Origin of the sequence: Vannielia litorea (assembly GCF_018424695.1) — a bacterium.
Taxonomy (GTDB): domain Bacteria; phylum Pseudomonadota; class Alphaproteobacteria; order Rhodobacterales; family Rhodobacteraceae; genus Vannielia; species Vannielia litorea_A.
Genome location: NZ_QTNQ01000032.1, coordinates 1 through 19,972, shown reverse-complemented (window position 1 = coordinate 19,972; position 19,972 = coordinate 1). Strand labels below are relative to the sequence as shown.

At 68.2% G+C, this 19,972-nt stretch carries 21 protein-coding genes, 1 tRNA gene and 1 other RNA gene; 11 read left to right on the top strand and 12 right to left on the bottom strand.

The window, feature by feature from the left end; all coding sequences use genetic code 11:
- Positions 1 to 51: 51 nt before the first annotated feature.
- Complete coding sequence (locus DYI42_RS12415) at positions 52 to 720, bottom strand: exopolysaccharide biosynthesis protein (protein ID WP_213546256.1); 669 nt, start codon at positions 718 to 720, stop codon at positions 52 to 54.
- 188 nt (positions 721 to 908) lie between these two features.
- Positions 909 to 985: transfer RNA gene (locus DYI42_RS12410), tRNA-Arg, on the bottom strand.
- Between the two features lie 115 nt (positions 986 to 1,100).
- Here DYI42_RS12410 and DYI42_RS12405 point away from each other — a divergent pair.
- The gene (locus DYI42_RS12405; protein WP_213546255.1) at positions 1,101 to 1,529 is read left to right on the top strand and encodes an STAS/SEC14 domain-containing protein; all 429 of its coding nucleotides are present in this window, start codon (positions 1,101 to 1,103) and stop codon (positions 1,527 to 1,529) included.
- A gap of 12 nt (positions 1,530 to 1,541) precedes the next feature.
- Here the strand turns inward: DYI42_RS12405 and DYI42_RS12400 are convergent, their stop codons facing one another.
- Complete coding sequence (locus DYI42_RS12400; protein ID WP_213546254.1) at positions 1,542 to 2,177, bottom strand: ribonuclease T2 family protein; 636 nt, start codon at positions 2,175 to 2,177, stop codon at positions 1,542 to 1,544.
- A 130-nt stretch (positions 2,178 to 2,307) separates the two neighbouring features.
- Here DYI42_RS12400 and DYI42_RS12395 point away from each other — a divergent pair, with 130 nt between their 5' ends.
- Both DYI42_RS12395 and DYI42_RS12390 read left to right on the top strand, forming a co-directional pair.
- Positions 2,308 to 3,072 (top strand): DUF1013 domain-containing protein, encoded by a 765-nt coding sequence (locus tag DYI42_RS12395; protein WP_213546253.1) that lies wholly within the window; start codon positions 2,308 to 2,310, stop codon positions 3,070 to 3,072.
- A gap of 73 nt (positions 3,073 to 3,145) precedes the next feature.
- Positions 3,146 to 3,769 (top strand): DUF4453 domain-containing protein, encoded by a 624-nt coding sequence (locus DYI42_RS12390; protein ID WP_213546252.1) that lies wholly within the window; start codon positions 3,146 to 3,148, stop codon positions 3,767 to 3,769.
- On the opposite strand, the gene recR is transcribed toward DYI42_RS12390, so the two are convergent.
- Genes recR through DYI42_RS12370 form a run of 4 tightly spaced genes read right to left on the bottom strand, consistent with a single transcriptional unit; the run spans position 3,766 to position 6,951 of the window.
- Complete coding sequence (gene recR / locus DYI42_RS12385) at positions 3,766 to 4,365, bottom strand: recombination mediator RecR (RefSeq protein ID WP_213546251.1); 600 nt, start codon at positions 4,363 to 4,365, stop codon at positions 3,766 to 3,768. The two genes, DYI42_RS12390 and recR, sit on opposite strands and share 4 nt — an antisense overlap.
- Positions 4,366 to 4,378: 13 nt before the next feature.
- On the bottom strand, positions 4,379 to 4,723 hold the full coding sequence (locus DYI42_RS12380) for a YbaB/EbfC family nucleoid-associated protein (protein WP_213546250.1): 345 nt from the start codon (positions 4,721 to 4,723) through the stop codon (positions 4,379 to 4,381).
- Between the two features lie 26 nt (positions 4,724 to 4,749).
- Positions 4,750 to 6,504 carry a DNA polymerase III subunit gamma/tau gene (locus DYI42_RS12375; protein ID WP_213546249.1) on the bottom strand — a complete coding sequence of 585 codons (1,755 nt, stop codon included), beginning with the start codon at positions 6,502 to 6,504 and terminating at the stop codon, positions 4,750 to 4,752.
- Between the two features lie 60 nt (positions 6,505 to 6,564).
- On the bottom strand, positions 6,565 to 6,951 hold the full coding sequence (locus DYI42_RS12370) for a YidH family protein (RefSeq protein ID WP_213546248.1): 387 nt from the start codon (positions 6,949 to 6,951) through the stop codon (positions 6,565 to 6,567).
- A gap of 194 nt (positions 6,952 to 7,145) precedes the next feature.
- On the opposite strand from DYI42_RS12370, the gene DYI42_RS12365 reads away from it, so the two are divergent.
- Complete coding sequence (locus DYI42_RS12365) at positions 7,146 to 8,675, top strand: ankyrin repeat domain-containing protein (protein ID WP_213546246.1); 1,530 nt, start codon at positions 7,146 to 7,148, stop codon at positions 8,673 to 8,675.
- 120 nt (positions 8,676 to 8,795) lie between these two features.
- Here DYI42_RS12365 and ffs read toward each other — a convergent pair.
- The 3 genes from ffs to DYI42_RS12350 all read right to left on the bottom strand — a co-directional run bounded on the left by ffs (position 8,796) and on the right by DYI42_RS12350 (position 11,258).
- An RNA gene (gene ffs / locus DYI42_RS12360) (signal recognition particle sRNA small type) lies at positions 8,796 to 8,892 on the bottom strand.
- 38 nt (positions 8,893 to 8,930) lie between these two features.
- Positions 8,931 to 9,284: a hypothetical protein gene (locus tag DYI42_RS12355; protein WP_213546245.1), complete on the bottom strand. Its 354-nt coding sequence runs from the start codon at positions 9,282 to 9,284 to the stop codon at positions 8,931 to 8,933.
- 63 nt (positions 9,285 to 9,347) lie between these two features.
- On the bottom strand, positions 9,348 to 11,258 hold the full coding sequence (locus DYI42_RS12350; protein ID WP_213546244.1) for a bifunctional 2',3'-cyclic-nucleotide 2'-phosphodiesterase/3'-nucleotidase: 1,911 nt from the start codon (positions 11,256 to 11,258) through the stop codon (positions 9,348 to 9,350).
- Positions 11,259 to 11,417: 159 nt separating this feature from the next.
- Here DYI42_RS12350 and nudC point away from each other — a divergent pair, with 159 nt between their 5' ends.
- Complete coding sequence (nudC, locus tag DYI42_RS12345; protein ID WP_213546243.1) at positions 11,418 to 12,383, top strand: NAD(+) diphosphatase; 966 nt, start codon at positions 11,418 to 11,420, stop codon at positions 12,381 to 12,383.
- A 48-nt stretch (positions 12,384 to 12,431) separates the two neighbouring features.
- Positions 12,432 to 12,899 (top strand): SRPBCC family protein, encoded by a 468-nt coding sequence (locus DYI42_RS12340; RefSeq protein WP_213546242.1) that lies wholly within the window; start codon positions 12,432 to 12,434, stop codon positions 12,897 to 12,899.
- 15 nt (positions 12,900 to 12,914) lie between these two features.
- On the opposite strand, the gene DYI42_RS12335 is transcribed toward DYI42_RS12340, so the two are convergent.
- Both DYI42_RS12335 and DYI42_RS12330 read right to left on the bottom strand, forming a co-directional pair.
- A complete protein-coding gene (locus DYI42_RS12335; protein ID WP_213546279.1) occupies positions 12,915 to 14,426 on the bottom strand; it encodes a YifB family Mg chelatase-like AAA ATPase in 1,512 nt (503 codons plus the stop codon).
- An 80-nt stretch (positions 14,427 to 14,506) separates the two neighbouring features.
- Complete coding sequence (locus tag DYI42_RS12330; RefSeq protein WP_213546241.1) at positions 14,507 to 15,382, bottom strand: glutathione S-transferase; 876 nt, start codon at positions 15,380 to 15,382, stop codon at positions 14,507 to 14,509.
- 194 nt (positions 15,383 to 15,576) lie between these two features.
- Between DYI42_RS12330 and DYI42_RS12325 the strand changes: the two genes are divergently transcribed.
- The 5 genes from DYI42_RS12325 to DYI42_RS12305 form a co-directional block, all read left to right on the top strand.
- Entirely contained in the window at positions 15,577 to 16,455 is an 879-nt protein-coding gene (locus DYI42_RS12325; protein WP_213546240.1) for an RNA polymerase factor sigma-32, read from the top strand.
- Complete coding sequence (locus tag DYI42_RS12320; RefSeq protein WP_342344654.1) at positions 16,452 to 17,255, top strand: ChaN family lipoprotein; 804 nt, start codon at positions 16,452 to 16,454, stop codon at positions 17,253 to 17,255. Before DYI42_RS12325 ends, DYI42_RS12320 begins: the two co-directional genes overlap by 4 nt.
- A gap of 64 nt (positions 17,256 to 17,319) precedes the next feature.
- The gene (gene coaBC, locus DYI42_RS12315) at positions 17,320 to 18,513 is read left to right on the top strand and encodes a bifunctional phosphopantothenoylcysteine decarboxylase/phosphopantothenate--cysteine ligase CoaBC (protein WP_213546239.1); all 1,194 of its coding nucleotides are present in this window, start codon (positions 17,320 to 17,322) and stop codon (positions 18,511 to 18,513) included.
- Positions 18,510 to 18,977 (top strand): dUTP diphosphatase, encoded by a 468-nt coding sequence (gene dut / locus DYI42_RS12310; protein ID WP_213546238.1) that lies wholly within the window; start codon positions 18,510 to 18,512, stop codon positions 18,975 to 18,977. The genes coaBC and dut overlap by 4 nt, the downstream gene beginning before the upstream one ends.
- Positions 18,977 to 19,972, top strand: a 996-nt coding sequence (locus DYI42_RS12305; protein WP_244867878.1) for a HesA/MoeB/ThiF family protein, incomplete at its 3' end; no start/stop codon positions are given. The genes dut and DYI42_RS12305, both read left to right, overlap by 1 nt.

The window sequence follows — 19,972 nt, the reverse complement described above, 5'->3', positions numbered from 1 at the left end:
TTCGCATATCCGAGGAGCGCAGGAACGGTTCCCACTCTTGCGCGACATGCTCTAGGGCAGCGCGGCTGCGGCAGGGGCCGGCGGCGGCTCGTGCATGGCCTCCATCAGCCGCTCGGCGCTCATGGCGGCGGCGGTGATGATCGAGGCGGTGAGCACCACGGAGAGCACGCCCAGCACCAGCCCCGCGCCCACCACCAGCCCGTCCTGCTCCGTCAGGCCCACGCCCACGATGAAGAGCGAAATCGCCGGAAACCAGCCGCTGAGCGGCACCGGGAGAAAGAGCGCGAAGGCGATGATGAAGAGCAGCAGCCCCAGGGGCCGCTCGTAGCGGCGGGCGAAGATGCGCTGGTAACGCGGAAACAGCACCCGCTCCAGCCGCCGGGTGACCGGGCGCAGCCGCAGCAGGGTACGGCGCAGCTTCTCATGGTCGAGCCGCATGCGGGCGATGCGCCGGGGCAGGCGCACGTGGGGGTAGCCCAGCGCCATCTGTGCCGTGGCCAGCATCACCGGCAGGGCGGTGATCAGCGTCATCGGCGGCGGCAGGGGCAGAAGGGTGAGAAGCGAGAACACCACGATCGACCAGCCGAAGGAGCGCTCGCCCAGGGAGGCCAGCAACTCGCCCAGCGTGAGCGTGCCAAGGGCGTGATGGGTCCGCGAGGCCCGCAGGATGGGCAGCGAGAGCGAAGGGCGCCGCCCTTCTGGTATCCGCCGGTCTGCCATCCTGCCCTCCTTCAGCCCCTGACATATCGGGCCACGGGCGCGCAGTTGCAATGGCTGAGGCGGGATTGAAGCGCGCCGGGGCGTGCAGGCGGGACGAGATGGCCGGGATCGCGCAGGGTGCAACAGGCACGGCTAGGCAGGCATGCGCTACAGGCGTGCTGCGGTGTCAGTCGGATAATCTGGGGAAGTGGCGCGCTGGGGAGGATTCGAACCCCCGACCCCTTGATTCGTAGTCAAGTACTCTATCCAACTGAGCTACCAGCGCGTGGAGCCGTCATCTAACCGCCCGTCCCGGCCTTTGCAAGGGGGATCGCGCCGGTTTTCGCAATGAGGCAAACTCGGGCGGGGACTCGCGCGTTGACCGACCGAAAGGAGGCACCATGCCTGACGGTTTCACCATACTGCCCGACACGCCGCCGAACGTGCTGGCCGTTGCTGGCCACGGCATCATTGATGCGGCGGCCTATGAAGAGGTGCTGCGCCCCGCGCTCGAGGCGCGTTTGGAGCGGCATGACACGATCCGCCTGCTCTACATTCTGGAGGAAGACTTCGAAGGCTTCACCGCAGGAGCCGCGATCAGCGATGCGCGGCTGGGGTTCAGCCATCTGCATGACTTCGCGCGCATCGCATTAGTGACGGATGCCGATTGGGTGACCCACGCCGTGCGGCTCTTCGCGCCGCTCATCCAGGCACCGCTGCGGTGCTTTCCGCTGGCGCGGCGGCGGGAGGCGGAGGCCTGGATTGCCGAGGCCGATGACACAGCCGAGGCGCAGGCCGACCCGCCGGGGGGCGATGACTTTCCGGTGTGAGCGCGGGCGCGGCTAGCGGATCGGTTCGAACCCGGCGTCGCGCATGCGGCAGTCGCGCACAACGTCCACCCCGCAGTCGCGCGGCGTGAGATCCTTGGTGAGGCAGATTCGCACCTCCTGGATCCGGCCCGCCTTGCAGGTGACGGTGAGCATGTCGGGCCCCAGCCCGGGATTGTCCTTCAGCCAGGCCTCTTCGACCACGGAAGCGGGCAGGGTGATCGGGTCTTTCAGCTTGCGGAAGACCTCGGGGCGGACCACCGCGCCATAGGCCTCGCGGGCCAGCGCGAAATAGTCCGTGGCCGGAAGCCCGGCGCAGCGACCGTGCTTCTTCCACTGATACCAGGCGAGGCCGGAGGTGCCCATGATGTCTGCCATTTCAGCGGTTTGGGCGCGGCTCGGGTCGCGCGCGCCGGTGCGGCAGAAGCTGGGCCAGCCGCGCTCGTTCTGTGGCCAGAGCCCGTGCAGCACCCAGCCGAAGCCGCGGCCCGCATCGCATTGCGGCGAGCCTTTGGCGCGGCCTTCCAGCGCGCACCAGTTGGGCGACCAGCTCAGGCTCATCACGTAGTAGTCGAAGTCGCCCGCACGCTCGCCCTCGGCCCAGGCCGGTGGTGCCAGCGCGACAAAGAGTGCCGTGATCCAGCCCCGCATTCGCCCTTCCTTTCCTTGCCGCTTTTCCCTATATAGCCCCCCAAGTTCCCCGACAACGTGAACTCACCCCGCCGAAACCCGGGGTCGCCTTTCCGGCGTCGGGAAAGTCGTGCTCAAGGAGTTTCTACCGATGAACAAACCGCTCATGGCCAAAGCCACCGCCGTCTGGCTGGTGGATAACACCACCCTCAGCTTCCGCCAGATCGCCGAGTTCTGCGGGCTGCACGAGCTGGAAGTGCAGGGCATCGCCGATGGCGATGTTGCTGCCGGCGTCAAAGGCTTCGACCCGATCGCCAACAACCAGCTGACGCAGGAAGAGATCGACGCCGCCGAGAAGGATGCAGGCCACAAGCTGAAGCTCAAGTTCAACCAGGCTGCCGTGGGCGAGGAAAAGCGCCGCGGCCCGCGTTACACGCCGCTGTCGAAGCGGCAGGACCGCCCGGCCTCAATCCTCTGGCTGGTCAAGTTCCACCCCGAGCTGACAGACGGCCAGATCGGCAAGCTGGTGGGCACCACGAAGCCGACGATCCAGGCGATCCGTGAGCGCACCCACTGGAACATCCAGAACATCCAGCCGATCGACCCGGTGGCCCTCGGCCTGTGCAAGCAGACCGAGCTGGACGCCGCCGTGCAGAAGGCCGCCGCCAAGAAGGCCCGCGAGGGGGAGGCGATGTCGGACGATGAGCGCCGCAAGCTGCTCTCGACCGAGCAGAGCCTTGCCGCCGAGCCCGAGCCCAAGATCCCCTCGGCGATTTCCGGGCTGGAGACTTTTACCCTCTCGGGCAACGAGGATGAGGAGGAAGAGGACAAGAAGGACGAGGCCGACGTGCTGGACGCCGACAGCTTCTTCAACCTGCCCGACGACGAGAGCGGCTCGGACGACGAGCAGCCCTGACCCGGGCGGCTCCTCGGGCCCTGCCGGACCCTCCTCGCAGCTGCGATGAGGGCCGAAAGGACCGAAGAGCGGCTTGATTCGAGCCTCGCAACGCGAGACCATCCCGGCAGTGATTTCTGCCGGGATTTTCTTTGCCATGCGCCTTTCGGCCCTCGTTTTCCTCGCCGCCTCGCCTGCCTTTGCCGGGGACGGCACCTGCGATGATCTCTGGTTCACCCGCAACGCGATCTTCCATGAGGCGGGCTATTGCTTTGGCTCGCCGCTCGGGCAGGCCGTGTTCGGCAACGACGGCTGCACCACCAAGACCCCCGATCTGAGCGCCGAGCAGGCGGCCCGGCTGGACCGGGTGAAGGCGGCGGAACAGGGCTGCGTGGTGGATTCAGGCCGCACCAGCCTCGACATTCCCGATCTGGATATACGCCGCCGCCTCTCGGTGCTGCCGATCCGCGCCGAAGGCGAATCGGGCTGTATCGGCTGGAAGGGCGGGCCGGTGGGGCTGCGCGAGGGCACGAGCCTGTCCGCCGGCACGCTCTTCACGCTGGCGCCGGGGGATGTGGTGCTGTTCTCGCATGAGACCGAGCAGGCCGAGGGGCAGGTGTGGGACTATGTGCAGGTGTTCGATGACGGCGTGCTGCGCAAGGCTGGCTGGACGGTGATCGACTGGGGGCCGGATGTGTGTGAGCAGCTTGCGGGCTAGAGTGCCTTGCGCGCCCTGAGCGCGGCGCCGATGGTGCCGTCGTCGAGATAGTCCAGCTCGCCGCCCACCGGCACGCCCTGCGCCAGCGAGGTGATGCGGACACCCATATCCTCCAGCTGGTCGGCGATGTAATGGGCGGTGGTCTGGCCATCGACGGTGGCGTTCAGCGCAAGGATCACTTCGGTGATGTTCTCCTCGCGCACCCGCTCGGCGAGGCGCGGAATGCGCAGCTCTTCCGGGCCGACGGCATCAAGCGCCGAGAGCACACCGCCCAGCACGTGGTAGCGGCCCTTGAACACGCCCGCGCGCTCCATTGCCCAGAGGTCGGCGACGTCTTCGACCACGCAGAGCTCGCCGGTTGCGCGCTTCTCGCTTTGGCAGATCGAGCAGATGTCGGCCGTGCCCACGTTGCCGCAGCGCAGGCACTCGCGCGCGGTTTCGGCCACATGGCGCATGGCATCGGCCAGCGGCACCAGCAGTTGCCCGCGCTTCTTGATGAGCTGAAGCACCGCCCGGCGGGCCGAGCGCGGCCCGAGCCCGGGCAGACGGGCCATCAGGGCGATCAGCCCTTCGATCTCTTCCTGGTCCTGGGCCATGGGGTGGGCTGCCTCAGATCGGCAGATCGATCCCCTCGGGCAGGCCCATCTCGCGGGTGATCTTTTCCATCTCCTGGCGCGCCTTCACCTGGGCCTTGGCCTGGGCGTCCTTGATCGCGGCAAGGATCAGGTCTTCGACCACTTCCTTTTCGTCGGGGTTGAAGATGGATGGGTCGATATCCAGCCCGTTGAGCACGCCCTTGGCGGTGCAGCGGGCCTTCACCAGCCCGGCGCCGCTTTCGCCCTCGACGGTCATTTCGGCCAGCTCTTCCTGAAGCTTGGCCATCTTGCCCTGCATCTCCTGCACGGACTTCATCATCTTGGCCATGTCACCGAGTTGGCCCAGTCCTTTAAGCATGTCGTAACCTCTTGGTTTGCAGCGGGTCAGTCCTCTTCGAAGGGATCCCACTCGTCATCCACTTCCGGAAGCGCCTCGGCGGCGGCCTCCGCTTCGATTTCCTGCGTGGTGCGGATTTCCTTGATCCGAGCCGCCGGGAACTCTGCCAGAACGGCCTGCACCAGAGGATGTTTCTTCACCTCTTCCTCCAGCGCCAACCGTTCGGCATCGCGCACTTCGGCGATGGTTTCACCGCCGCCGGAGCCGACGACCGAAACGCCCCAGCGCACGCCGGTCCAGGTTTGCAGCCGTCCGCCAAGCCGCGCGGCGAGGTCGGGCGCGGCATCCTCGGTGGGCTCGAACTCGATCCGGCCGGGCTGGTAGCGGGCGAGGCGCAGGGTGGTTTCGACCTCCACCAGCAGCTTCACGTCGCGGTGGTGGCGGATCAGTTCCACCATGTCCTCGAAGCGCGCATAGCGGGCCAGCGCCACCTCGGGCTCAACCGCCAGCGCGGTGGCGGTGCCATGGGGCGTGCCGGCCGGGGCCGAGGCCGGCGGCGCGGCGGAGTGGCTCATGGCGGTGGCCTGCGCGGAGGGCGCGGCCACGCCATTGCCGCCGCCCCCACCCGGACCGGGCGGCGGGGGAGGCGGCATATCCTTCAGCTTGCGGATCAGCTCGTCGGGCGTGGGCAGCTCCGATACATGGGTGAGCCGGATGATCGCCATTTCGGCGGCCATCATCGCGTTGGGCGCCTGGCTCACTTCTTCCAGCGATTTCAGCAGCATCTGCCACATTCGGCTGAGCACCCGCATGGAGATGCTCTCGGCCAGCGCGCGGCCCCTGTCGCGCTCGTCGGGCGAGATCGTGGGGTCATCGCCCGCATCGGGGGTGATCTGGGTGACCGAGACCCAATGGGTGACTTCGGCCAGATCGCGCAGCACGGCCATCGGGTCGGCGCCCTCGGCATATTGCTGCGCCAACTCGCCCAAGGCGCCCGAGGCATCGCCGCGCAGGACCATCTCGAAGAGGTCCAGCACCCGGCCCCGGTCGGCGAGGCCGAGCATGGCGCGGACCGTCTCGGCGCTGGCCTCCTCGCCGCCTTGCCCGAGGGCCTGATCGAGCAGCGAGGTGGCATCGCGGGCCGAGCCTTCGGAGGCACGCGCCAGAAGCGCCAGCGCATCGTCGGTGATCTTGCCGCCCTCGGCCTCGGCGATCCGGCGCATCAGCGCGATCATGTCTTCGGGCTCGATGCGGCGCAGGTCGAACCGCTGGCAGCGCGAGAGAACCGTCACCGGCACCTTGCGGATTTCGGTGGTCGCGAAGATGAACTTGGCGTGAGCGGGCGGCTCCTCAAGCGTCTTCAGAAGCGCATTGAACGCGCTCTTGGACAGCATGTGGACCTCGTCGATGATGTAGACCTTGTAGCGCGCATTGGCGGGCGCGTAGTGCACCGTATCCAGAACCTCGGCGCGAATGTCGTCGATGCCGGTGTTGGAGGCGGCGTCCATCTCGATCACATCGACGTGGCGGCCCTCGGCGATGGCCACGCAGGCATCGCATTTGCCGCAGGGGTCGGTGGTTGGCCCGGTCTCGCAGTTCAGCCCCTTGGCGATGATCCGCGCGGTGGTGGTTTTGCCGGTGCCGCGAATGCCGGTCATGATGAAGGCCTGGGCGATACGGTCGGCGGCGAAGGCGTTCTTCAGGGTGCGCACCATCGCCTCTTGCCCGACGAGGTCGGCAAAGGTGAGCGGGCGGTATTTGCGCGCCAGAACCTGGTAGCCGGATTTCGCGGTTTCGCTCATGTCGCCTCGGTGCAGTGGACCCGCCTCAATCTAGGGGTTGGGCTGGCAGAGGTCCATGGCTCAAAGCGACCAGAGCACGAAACCCACCGCGAGCGTCGCCACGGCGAAGAGGCTGGCGATGGTGGTGAAATGGGTGTGCTTGAGCGGCTCGGCGGCGTGGTCTGACAGCCTGTCCTGCGTGCGCCGGGCATTGCGCTGGGCGAAGAAGAAGATCACCAGCGCGGAGAGAATGAAGAGGCTGGCGACGGCCTTGGCGGCCCATGTTGGATCAAAATCGCCGAAGACGGCCTTGAGGCCGATGGCCACCGCCACCGAGCCGAGGCCGGTGCGCATCCAGCCCGCAAAGGTGCGCTCGTTGGCCTGCAACGTGCGATCTTCCGCCCAGTCGGTGCGGCTTTCGGCCCATTCTGTCTTGGTGTCGGGGTCTTCGGGGCATCCATCCTGCATGGGGCGAGCCTAGCGCGGGCGAGGGGGCTTGCCTATGTCCCCTGACGCCCGTTAGCCTAAGCAGGCCGCGCAGGGCGGCACCCCCGGTCCGCGGAAAGCTGAAAGGCCCCCTGAGAAGAGCGAAACCGATACCGGTTTTTCTTGTGGCCCAGCGCTGGCGGACCATCGGGCCCTGACCAAGGGAAACCTGAGACATGACTTCCGAGATCGACCGTTTTCGCCGGGCCGCCAAGCGGCTCAAGAAGGCCCATGCCGCGGGCGAGGCCGAGGCGCTGGTGCGTGCTGCTGCCGTGCTGCCGCCCGAGCGGCTTGCGCCGCTGCACCATGTGGATGCGCTGCATGTGATTGCGCGCGAGGAGGGGGCCGAGAGCTGGCCCCGGCTGAAGCTGCGGCTCGAGCTGCGCGCGGCCACGCCTGAGCAAAGGTTGAGGCGGCTGCGGGAGGCGCTGGAGAACGGCTTTCACTGGGCCACGCGCGAGGTGCTGGCGGTGTCGCCCGAGCTGGCGCGCGCCGATCTGGGCGTGGCGGCGGCACTTTATGATGTGGCGGCCTGGCGCGCGGCGCTTGACGCCGATCCGGCCGTGGCGACCCGGGAGATCGAGGGCGCGCCGCCGCTCTGCCACCTCGCTTTTTCCAGGTGGTGCCACGGCGATGGCGATGCGGGCGACATGCTTGCACTGGCCGATCTGCTGTTGGCCCATGGCGCGGATGTGAACGCGGGCAAGCCGGAGGCGGGCGGATCGGGCCATGTGCTTTCGCCGCTCTATGGGGCCATCGGCCACGGCGACAACATGGCGCTGGGCCGCTGGCTGCTGGACCACGGGGCGGACCCGAACGACGGCGAGTCGCTCTATCATTCCACCGAGTTGGGGCATCGCGAGGGGCTGCGGATGCTGCTGGGGGCCGGCGCGCGGAACGAGGGCACCAATGCGTTGCTGCGGGCGCTGGATTTCGAGGATATCGAGCCGGTGCGCATGTTGCTCGACTCTGGCGCGGACCCGAACGAAGGGGTGGCAAACCACGCCTCGGGCCAGCCACCGATGAAAGCCTCGGCGCTGCATCAGGCGGCACGGCGGATGCGCTCGGGCGCCGTGGCGCGGCTCCTGATCGAGGCGGGTGCCTCGCTGACCGCGCCCTGGGACGGGCGCAGCCCCTATGCCACGGCGCGGATCTTCGGAAATGCCGAGGTGGCCAGCGTCATCGCCGAAGCCGGTGGTGAGACCCCGCTTGACGCGCAGGACGCGATCATTGCCGAGGCGGCGGACGGGCGTGTGCCCAAGGGGCGGCTTGAGCCCGAGAAACTGAGCCCGGAGACCCGCACGATGCTGCGCGGCATCATTCACCTGCCCGGCGCGCTGCCGCGGGTGAAGGCGCTGGTGGCCGCCGGAATGGAGTGGGACAGGCCCGATGGCATGGGCGTTCCGCCGGTTCAGATCGCGGGTTGGGAGGGGCTTTCGGAGATCATGGCCTACCTGCTCTCGCTGGGGCCGGACCTGGAGCACAAGAACGGCTACGGCGGTGACTTGCTCGGTACCACGCTGCACGGCGCGGCCAACGCGCCGGACCGGGCGACGCGCGACCACGCGGGCTGCGTCAGGCTGGCGCTGGAGGCAGGACTGCCGCTGTACCGCGGGTATCTGGTGTTCACCGGGAATGAGGAGATTGCCGGGATGCTGGCTGACTATGCCGAGGCGCATCCCGAGCGGTTGGTGGATAACCTCTAGGCGGGGCTGGTCGTGGCCTCGCTTCGCTCGATTTTTGGGGTGGAGAAGGGATGCTCTCGGCATGTTTCTGCGAAACACGCCTGCCGCATCTACGCACATTTGCTGGCGCAAATGCACTTGGGTGAGAGGCTGGACAACGACCCAAGCGGGGCTCGTTACGGCTGCTTCCTTCCGGACCTGACCGGGTTGGCGAGGCGCTCGCCCGCGCCAACCTCTCAAGGCGCTATTTAGGGCGGGCGAAGGGGATTCGCAAGGTCAGCCGTCTTTCACCGGGAGGTCGCCGTTGCAGAAAAACCGGGTGAAGGCGCCGTAGCAGCGGATCGCCTCGCCGAAGCCCGACACATCGACGGCGGCATAGAGGCGCCGGTCGTCATAGGTGACATCGAGGCCCGAGCGGATGAGCTGGTAGCAGGCGTCGTGATCGGCCTTGCACATCAATGTCAGGGCGAAGTCGCCACCGTTTTGCTGGGCACTGGGGTTGGTGTTGGCGAGGCGCTGGAGGAACTGGGCTTTCAGCTCGGTCTCCACGTCGTCCTGCGTAGGCTTCGTGAAGACCGCGGCGAGGGCCGCGATGGCGAGGATGGCGATGAGCCAGACGATCTTGCGCATGCGCGCGCCTCCGTTGATGTTGCGGCCCCTGCTTAGCCCGAGGCGCGGGCCTTGGCCAGCGGCTCAGAGCAGCAGGTGCACCCTTTGGAAGCCGTCTTCTCCCAGCGGCCCGGCCCGCACCTGCAGCGCTCCGCTTTCCGCGATGGCGCCAAGGTGGTGCAGCACGCTCGGCCCGCTCTCCATCACGGCCTCGCAAGCCCCTCCGAGGGGGCTGAAGCGCCAGCTGGGCGGCACCGGCCCGCGCAGAGGCCCTGCATCGGCAATGTAGCGCATGAGCACGTCGCGGCTGCCGGTCGGCTCGGACAGAACCACTGGGGCCTCCGCCAGCGGCGTATAGAGCCCGCCGCCGCCGATCCGGTAGCTGTTGGTGGCGACGATGAAGCGCTGCTCGTCCTCCACCGGCGCACCGTCGTGGCGCAGGTTGTGCACCCTGGCGCTTTTGGGCTGCTGTAGCGAGCCGTCATGGCCGTAGCGGGCTGGGCGGGAGAGGTCGATTTCCCATTCCAATCCGGCAATGACGTCGAAATCATAGCGCGGAAACGCGGCATTGAGCAGAGGCTGGCCGGGCGTGCCGGGGGTGAGCCGGTTGAAGGCGCCTGCCGCACGTTCCAGCCAGTCGCGCAGTTGGGCGCCGGTGACTTCGATCGCGCGGATTTCGTTAGGGAACGGGTAGATCGCCGCGATGTCGCGGAGGGAGAGCGGGCCTGGTGGCACATCGGTGAAGTTATCGGCCCCGGCAGGCCCGCCGCACTTGAAGGGCGCGGCGGCGCTGAGCACCGGCAGGCTCGCATCGGGGAGCGCGCGGCGGACATACCAGCGCTGGGCCATGTTGATGGCGTGGAGCACCGGGCAGGGCGCGGCGAGGCTGGTATAGCTGTGCAGTGCGATCTCGCTGTGGCCTACGGGGCGGCGGATATAGGCGAGGGTGGCGGCGTGATCTTTGGCCACGGCGGCCACGACGGCGGGGGCCTCCTCCACCAGTTCTTCAGGGCCGCGCGCACCGCGCCGGGCAATCGAGCGCAGCTCGGCGCGAGTCTCGGACACCCGCCAGCCCGGCGCCTGCGGTTCCAGCCAGAGGTCGATGAGCCCAAGGTGGCTTCCGGCGATGCCCGGCATGACCACGGGCTTGCCGGACACCCGGCCCGCTTCGGCGTCGACTCCCGGCAGGGCGGCATAGTCAGGCCCCGGGATCAGGCGGTGGACGTGGCCCGCCACCAGCGCGTCGATCCCGTCGATGGCGGCGAGCGGCAGCAGGGCATTTTCCATGCCCTGCGTCTCGGGCCGGTCCGAAGGGCCGCAATGGGCCAGGGCGACCACCACATCGGCCCCGGCGGCGCGGAGCGCGGGCACATGGGCGCGGGCGGCCTCGATCATGCAGCGCACCTCCATCCGCCCCCCGAGCCGCGCGCTGTTCCAGTGCAGAACCTGTGGGGGCAGGAGCGACAGCACCCCAATGCGCAGCTTTCGCGGCACGCCGGCCTCGTCTTCCAGTTCGCGGTCGAGCAGCACCCAGGGCTGCGCGAGGGGGTCATCCCGCAGCGGATCAGCGCCGCGCCGCCGCAGCACGTTGGCGGAGAGCACCGGAAACTTTGCCCCGGACAGCGCCGTTTCCAGCACGTCGAGCCCATAGTCGAACTCGTGGTTGCCGAGGCCCACCGCGTCATAGCGCAGCGTGTTCATCGCGGCGATCATCGGGTGAGCCTTGCCGTGCGGGCGGGGTGCCTCGGCGGCGTGGTCGCCCAGCGGGGTGCCTTGCAGGAAATCGCCGTTGTCGAACAGCAGCAGCCCGGGCACCTCTTCGCGCGCCCGGGCGATGAGAGTTGCCACGCGCGCCAGACCCACCCCCGGGGCGGCGCTGTCGGTGTGGTAGTCGTAGCCCAGCAGATTCATGTGCAGGTCGGAAGTTGCGGCAAGGCGCAGCCGGACCCTTGCCCTACTGAGGGCCTTTTGTGTCGTCTCGTCGGATCGTGTCATTGCAAGCTTTGGTGGTGCGCCTTGGGGCGGGCGTGCAGGAGACTCTCTGATCACGGGAATGTCAAATCGATACGCAACCTGGAATTGCGCGGGCGGCAGGTGGTTTGCGCCGCTCTGCCCCCCATGTCAGAACACATCCAGGGTAAGGGAGAATGGCGGATGCGGCATGCGGAAGAGGTGACATTCGGCGGCGGCGGCCTGGAGCGACGGGCCGAGCTGCGCGGGGATGCGGAGGGGCTGGCACGGATGGCCGGGGCCAGCCACGCGCGGCATCTGCCCGTCTGGCGCGGCAAGGTGCTGATGCAGGGCCCCGAGGAGGCACCGGTGCTGGCCCCGCAGGGCGCAGGGGCGGCGGTGCTTGGCCATGCGGGCCTTCAAGTGTTTCTCGGAGAAACCGCCGATGGCAGCGCCTGGTTTGCCCATGACATCTCGGATTGGGAGCCGGAAGACACCCCGGAGCAGCCCGACAGCTTCCTTGATCGGAGCGAGCAGCACTATCCCGGCCTTGAGGGCGCCCGCTTCATCGAGTTGCGCGCGGCCATGTCGCGCCTCACCCCGCTGGAGGCGGAACTCGCGGCGACGGCGCGGGCGATCACCGGCTGGCACGCAACTCACGGGTTTTGCGCCAAATGCGGCGCGAAGAGCGAGGTGGCCTGCGCCGGGTGGGAGCGGCGCTGCCCGGCCTGCGGGGCGCATCACTTTCCGCGCACGGACCCGGTTGTGATCATGCTCATCACCCATGGCAACTCGGTGCTCATGGGCCGTTCGCCGGGCTGGCCGGAGGGGATGTATTCTTTGCTGGCGGGCTTCATGGAGCCGGGCGAGACCATTGAGGCGGCGGTGCGCCGGGAGGTGGCGGAAGAGGCCGGGGTGCCGGTGGGGCCGGTGCGCTATCTGTCCTCGCAGCCCTGGCCGTTTCCGGCCTCGCTGATGATCGGGTGCCACGGCGAGGCGACGGCCACCGAGATCACGCTGGACCCGAAGGAGCTGGAAGATGCCTGCTGGGTCACCCGGGAAGAGATGCTGGATACCTTTGCCGGGCTGAACCCCGCGATGAAACCGGCCCGGCGCGGTGCGATCGCGCAGTTCCTGCTCGCCAACTGGCTTGCGGACAGGCTTGATTGACGCGTAAGAGATTGGCCGGGGGACAGGCACGAAAAGGGCAACGGCTGAATGAACTTCACCGGCAAGGAAGACATCGAGAAACCCATCGACGAGGTCTTCGCGGCGATCACCGACCACGAAACGTTCGAAAAGCAGGTCATGCGGCGTGGGCACGAGATTTCGCGCACAGATACGCTGGAGGCGCCGGGCGCGGGGATGGCGTGGAAGATGCGGTTTCCGATCCGGGGCCAGATGCGCGACTTGACGGCGCGGGTTTCGGCCTATGAGCCGCCGGAGCATGTGGTGCTGGATATCACCATTGGCGGGCTCGATACGGTGGTGATGATCGACCTGATCGCCCTGTCGAAGATGCGCACCCGGATGAACCTCGATATCGAGCTGAAGCCCCGCACCATCACCTCGCGTGTGCTGGTGCAGTCGCTGCGCCTGCGCCGCTCCAGCCTGACTCAGCAGCTGCGCCGCCGGATGGGCGATTTTGCCAAGCAGGTCGAGGCCCGCCCCTCGGCCACCGCCTAGGGCGCGCGCGGCCACTCAGGCGCCTTTCACCAGACGGTAACCCACCGCCTCGGCGACATGGGGTTTGGTCACCTCTTCGCTGCCGTCGAGGTCTGCGATGGTGCGGGCCACACGCATCACGCGGTGGTAGCCGCGGGCCGAGAGGCCGAAGCGCTGGGCGACCTTCTGGAGCAGCTCCATGCCCGCGTCGTCCGGACGGGCCACCTCATCGAGCAATTCGCCTTCGATATCGGCGTTGGTGCTGGCCTCCACCCCCAGCGCCTCGAACCGCGCGCGCTGCACGCCCCGCGCCTCTGCCACCCGCGCTGCCACCTCGGCAGAGCCTTCCTCGGCGGGAGGCAGATCGAGATCGGTGTAGGCGACGGGGGGCACTTCGAGGCGGATGTCGAAGCGGTCCAGCAGAGGGCCGGAAATGCGGCCGAGATAGTCTTCGCCGCAGTTGGGCGCGCGAGAGCAGGCGCGGGCGGCGTCGGTCAAGTGACCGCATTTGCACGGGTTCGCGGCGGCCACCAGCATGAAGCGGCAGGGGTAGGCGACGTGGGCATTGGCGCGGCTCACCATGATTTCGCCCGTCTCGATGGGCTGGCGCAGGGTTTCGAGCACCGCACGCGGAAACTCGGGGAACTCGTCCATGAAGAGCACGCCGTTATGGGCCAGAGACACCTCCCCCGGCTTGGCCTGTCGCCCGCCGCCCACCACGGCGGCCATGGAGGCGGTGTGATGTGGCGCGCGGTAGGGCGCTTCGCGGCTGATGCCGCCCTCCTTCAGCAGCCCGGCGAGCGAATGGACGGTGGAGGTGGCCAGCGCCTCGCGTGGGGTGAGCGGCGGCAGGATGCCCGGCAGCCGCGCCGCCAGCATCGACTTGCCGGAGCCGGGCGGGCCGACCATCAGCAGGTGGTGCCGCCCGGCGGCGGCCACCTCCAGTGCGCGCTTGGCCCGCTCCTGTCCTTTTACATCGCGCAAGTCCTTACCCGCCGCACTGCCCAGCACCTCGCCGGGCTGCGAGGGCTCGATCGGGGCTTCGCCGGTGTAGTGCCGCACCACGGCAGCGAGGCTCGGCGCGGCGATCACCTCGGCGGCCCCGACCCAGGCCGCCTCGGCCCCGCTGGCGCGCGGGCAAAGCAGCTGGCGCTCCTGTTCGGCGGCGGCCATGGCGGCGGGCAGCGCGCCGGTGACGGGCACCAGCTTGCCATCGAGCGAAAGCTCCCCCAGCGCGACCACCTGTGCGATTTCTTCGCGCGGCAGGATCTCGATTGCCGCCAGCAGCGCCAGCGCGATCGGCAGGTCGAAGTGGGAGCCCTCCTTGGGCAGGTCGGCGGGCGATAGGTTGACGGTGATCTTCTTCGACGGCAGGGCAATGGCCATCGCGCCCAGCGCCGCGCGCACCCGCTCGCGCGCCTCGCTCACCGCCTTGTCGGGCAGGCCGACGATGGCAAAGGCGGGCATGCCCGGCGACACGGCGCATTGCACCTCGACAGGGCGCGCCTCGATACCGTCGAATGCGACGGTATAGGCCGCCGCCAGCATCCCTCCGCTTCCGTCAAGCATGCGCGTTTCCCCGGTTGCAACACCGGGGTTCACGCTAGAGCGGGATGGTTAGTGAATGGTTAACGCCCCTCGTAGAGCGCCGCGAAGGCCGGCCAGGCCAGCGGGTCGGGCACGGTCTTGTCGCGGCAGAAGGCGTTGCAGAAGCCCCATGTCTTGCCGCCCGCTTCCATGAAATGGGTGACGGGCTTGCCGGAGTAGGGGCAGGCGTCGTTCTCCGCGGGGCCTTCGTCCACCGCCCGCGCTTCCAGCGGTGTCGGGCCGGGCCAGCCACGGGTGGGAAGATCCATCGCATACCAGGGCAGATCCTCGCCCCGGGCAAAGCCCATCCCGCGCCACCGGCGGAAGGCCGGGTCGGCCAGGTGGGCGGCGACGTAGCCGGTTGCGGCCTCCGACACCGGCAGGCCATAGGTTGCGATCCGCGCCGCCACCGGGGCAAAGAAGGCATCTGCTGCGGAATGGGCGCCGCAGAGCCAAGGGCCATCGCCGCCCACGGTGCGCTTGGCGTGATCCCAGATCACCTCCAGCCGGGCGAGGTCGGCTAGCACCGCGTCGGAAGGCTCAAAACCCTCGTAGGCCACCCGCAGCGCCATGGGGCAGTCTGCCCGGAGTGCGCCGAAGCCAGCGTGCATCTCGGATGCCAGCGCGCGCGCCGTGGCCCGTGCGCGGCTGTCGTCCGGCCATATGCCCGCCGAAGGGAACCGGGTGGCCAGTTCTTCGGCAATCGCCAGGCTCTCGCCCAGAATTGCGCCATCGTCGAACACGACGGCGGGTACGGTCTTGGCGGGGGCGATCTTGGCCAGTTGGTCGGCCACGTCGCGGTGTGCGAAATCGACCCAGACGGTGCTGCGTTCGAGCCCGAATCTCTCGAACAGGAGCCAGCCCCGGAGGGACCACGAAGAGTAGGCGGGATCGCCGATGTAGAGTGTATTGGTCATACCTGTGACGCTACGCACAGACTTAACCATCTGACCAACGCATATTTGCGCAGAAGTCCATCAAGATTTGTGATGGAAGGGCTTATATGCATTTTTCACACTTTCTTTTGAACCGATCGGTCTTAATCTTCGTTTAGCATAAGACAAGGTAGGTCGGTGCTCGGCCTCTCTTGCCCGCGAAAAGGAGCTCCCCCATGCCTTTGGACGGCGATATCGATACCTCCATGTCCCGGCACGCGCGTCAGGCTGAACTGCTTGACGCCGAAACCGAACAGCAGTTGGCCCGCGCCTGGCGCGACCACCGCGACGAGCAAGCGTTGCATCGCCTGATTTCGGCCTACATGCGCCTCGCGATCTCTATGGCGGCGAAATACAAGCGTTACGGCGCGCCGATGAACGACCTCATCCAGGAGGCCAGCCTTGGCCTGATGAAGGCGGCTGACAAGTTCGACCCCGAGCGCGGCGTTCGGTTTTCGACCTATGCCATGTGGTGGATCAAGGCCTCCGTGCAGGAGTTCGTGATGCGCAACTGGTCGATGGTGCGCACCGGCTCGACCTCTTCGCAGAAATCGCTGTTCTTCAATATGCGCCGGGTTCAGGCCCAGCTGGAGCGCGAGGCTGCGGCGGCGGGTGAGGAACTGGACAGCCAGCAACTGCGTCAGAAGATCGCCACGGAAGTGGGCGTGCCGCTGGCGGACGTGGAGATGATGGAGGGCCGTCTTTCGGGCTCCGATTTCTCGCTGAACGTCACCCAAAGCTCCGAGGACGATGGCCGCCAGTGGATCGACGCGCTGGAAGACGACGGCCCGCAGGCCGCCGAGCAGGTGGAGGTGGAGCATGACAAGGCCCAACTCCGTGACTGGCTGGCCGAGGCGATGGACGCGCTGAATGAGCGTGAGCAGTTCATCATCCGCGAGCGGCGGCTGGCGCGCGAGAAGCGCACGCTGGAGAGCCTTGGCGAAGAGCTGGGTCTCTCGAAAGAGCGCGTGCGCCAGCTCGAAGCGGCAGCCTTTCAGAAGATGCGGCGCTCGCTGGAGCAGCAGTCAGAGGAAGTTCTGGCGCTGATCTCGTGAAGCCTCTCTGGGCGGCGGCGCTTGCCTGCGCCGCCCTCCCTGCCTGTGCCGATGAGCTGCCCGGCTTTGCCGCTGGTGCAGATGTTGTGGTGCTGGGCGAGATTCACGACAACCCCGGCCACCACCAACGGCAGGCCGAACTGATCGTCCAGATCGGCCCGGCTGCGGTGGTCTTCGAGATGCTAACACCGGAGCAGGCGGGCACCATCAACTCCATGGGCCAGGCCGACCCGGAGGCGATTGACTGGGCGGAGAGCGGCTGGCCCGACTTTGCCCTTTATGCCCCGGTCTTCGCGGCAACGGAGGGCCTGCAGCACTACGGGGCCATGCTGCCGCGCCCGCTGGTGCGCCGGGCCTTTGCCGAGCCGCCGGAACAGCTGTTTGCCGCGATATGGCAGGGTGATGGGCCGCCGCCCGATTTCGGACTGGCCGATCACTTGCCCGAGGTCGAACAGGCGGAGCGCGAGGCGGGGCAGATGGCTTCCCATTGCGATGCGCTCCCGCCCGAGATCCTGCCGGGCTTCGTCGCTGCCCAACGGTTGCGGGACGCGGCGCTTGCAGGCGAGGCCCTGCGCGCGCTGGCCGAAACCGGCGGCCCGGTGGTGGTCATCGCCGGCAATGGCCATGCCCGGGAGGACTGGGGCGTGCCTGCCCTTCTGGCGCGGCTGCCCGATGCGCCGCAGGTGGCGAGCCTCGGCCAGTTCGAGGGGGAGGCGGCGGAGGCGGACGCGCCCTTCGATGCCACCGCCCTCTCCCCGCCCACGCCGCGCGACGACCCGTGCCGCGCCTTCCGCGACTGAACCGCTCGCGGATTGTGCGCCGCGTGCTGCGGCGGTAGGAATGCAGGAGCGGAGGGCCAAACCCATGTTGGCAGGCAAGAAAATCCTACTCGTCATCGCCGGCGGCATTGCCGCCTTCAAGTCGCTGGACCTGATCCGGCGGTTGCGCGAACAGGGGGCCCATGTGACGCCGGTGCTGACCAAGGCCGCCGAAGAGTTCGTGACGCCGCTTTCGGTTTCGGCTCTGGCCGCCGAGAAGGTGTATCGCGAGTTGTTCGACCTGACGGATGAGCGCGAAATGGGCCATATCGAACTCAGCCGCGCCGCTGACCTCGTGGTCGTCGCCCCCGCCACCGCCGATCTGCTGGCCAAGATGGCCAATGGCCACGCGAATGACCTTGCCTCCACCCTGCTGATGGCCACCGACAAGCCCGTGCTTTGCGCGCCTGCGATGAACGTGCGGATGTGGCTGCACCCGGCCAACCAGCGCAATGTGGCAACGCTGCGGGCCGATGGCGTGCGCTTCACCGGCCCCGCCGAGGGCGAGATGGCCTGCGGCGAATATGGGCCGGGGCGCATGGCCGAGGTGCCCGAGATCGTGGCGGCCGTGGGCGAGGCGCTGGCCGACGGGCCGCTCAAGGGCAAGCATATCGTGCTGACCTCCGGGCCGACCCATGAGCCGATTGACCCGGTGCGCTACATCGCCAACCGCTCCTCGGGGGCACAGGGCACGGCGCTGGCCCGCTCCCTGATGGGGCTGGGCGCATCGGTGACCTTCGTGACCGGCCCGGCCTCGGTGCCGCCGCCCGAGGGGGCGAACGTGGTCAAGGTGGAGACGGCGGCGCAGATGCATGAGGCGGTCTTTGCCGCGTTGCCCGCCGATGCGGCGGTATTCGCCGCCGCCGTGGCCGATTGGCGGGTGGTCTCGGAGAGCGCCTCGAAGATCAAGAAGGACGGCTCGGGGCGGATCGCGCCGCTGGAGTTTGCCGAGAACCCTGACATTCTGGCGGAGGTGTCGAAGTTGGACCAGAGGCCCGGCCTCGTGGTGGGCTTCGCCGCTGAGACCGACGACCTGATCGCCCATGCCGAAGCCAAGCTGAAGCGCAAGGGCTGTGATTGGATCATCGCCAATGATGTATCGCCGGAAACCGGCATCATGGGCGGCAGCGAAAACGCGGTGACGATCCTGACGGCGGAGGGCGCCGATGCGCTGCCCCGGATGAGCAAGGACCAGGTGGCCCAACAGCTCGCCGCCCGTATTGCAGAGGCGCTTACGTGACCCCCGAAATCCTGTGCATTCTCGATGACGGGGCCGACCCCGCCATTGCCCTCCCCGCTTACGAAACCTCCGGTGCCGCCGGGGCCGACGTGCGGGCGAACCTGCCCGAGGCGCAGCGCAGCGCGGGCGTCACGCTGGCCCCCGGCGCCCGTGCCATCGTGCCCTCGGGGCTGCGCGTGGAGATCCCGCAGGGATACGAGATTCAGGTGCGGCCCCGCTCCGGCCTTGCGGCAAAGCACGGGGTGACGCTGGTGAACACGCCGGGCACCATCGACAGCGATTATCGCGGGCCGCTGGGCATCCTGATGATCAACCTCGGGGCCGAGCCTTTCACCGTGCAGCATGGTGAGCGCATCGCGCAGCTGGTCGTCGCGCCGGTGGTGCAGGCGGCCTTCAGCCCCGCCGGGGCTCTTTCGGAGACGGCGCGCGGGGTTGGTGGATTCGGCTCAACCGGGACGGGCTGATGCTTCTGGTCTTTGCACTGATGGCGCTGGTCTGGTGGGGCGGCGCGGCGCTGGGCGCGCGGCTCTGGCAGCGCCAGCTCGGTGTGGGCGCCGTGGTGGGCGCGGCGCTTGCGATCAACCGTCTGCTGCCGGAGGGAAACGCGTTGCGCGAGATCACCGGCAAACAATGGGAACTCTGGTTCATCGTCCTGCTCTTCGGGTCCATCGCGGTCGGCTACGGCTACCTGCTCAAGTCCCTGCGGCGCGAGGCGGTGGATATCGAGGTGGCACAGGACAAGCGCGATGCCGAGCGCGCGGCACAGGCCGCCCGGTTCAATGCGCGCCGCGCGGTGCCCTCCGAGCCTTCAGAGCCCGAGCCTGAAACCGTGTCGAATGAGGCGCAGGCCGACCCCGGGCGCCTCACCCCCGACGAACTCACCCGCTATGCCCGCCACATCGTGCTGCGCGAGATCGGCGGGCCGGGGCAGAAGAAGCTCAAGGCCGCCCGCGTGCTGGTGATCGGAGCGGGGGGCCTCGGCTCGCCCGCGTTGCTCTACCTCGCCGCCGCCGGGGTGGGGCATGTGACCGTGCTGGATGACGACGAGGTGGATGCCTCGAACCTACAGCGGCAGGTGATTCACCGCACAGATGCCCAAGGCCGGAACAAGGCCGAGAGCGCCGCCGCCGCGATGGCGGCGCTGAACCCGCATGTCCAGGTGACGGCGCGCGCCGCGCGCCTTACGCACGAGAACGGCCCCGAACTGGTCGCCGGGGCCGACATGATCCTCGATGGCACCGACAACTCCGCCACTCGCTACCTTGCAAACGATCTTGCCGTGGCCGCGGGTGTTCCGCTGATCTCCGGCGCGCTCTCGCAGTGGGAGGGGCAGCTTTCGGTCTTCGACCCTGTGAACGGCGCGCCCTGCTACCGCTGCATCTTTCCCGAAGAGCCCGCCCCCGGCCTGGCGCCCTCCTGCGCGGAGGCGGGGGTGATGGGGCCGTTGCCGGGCGTGGGG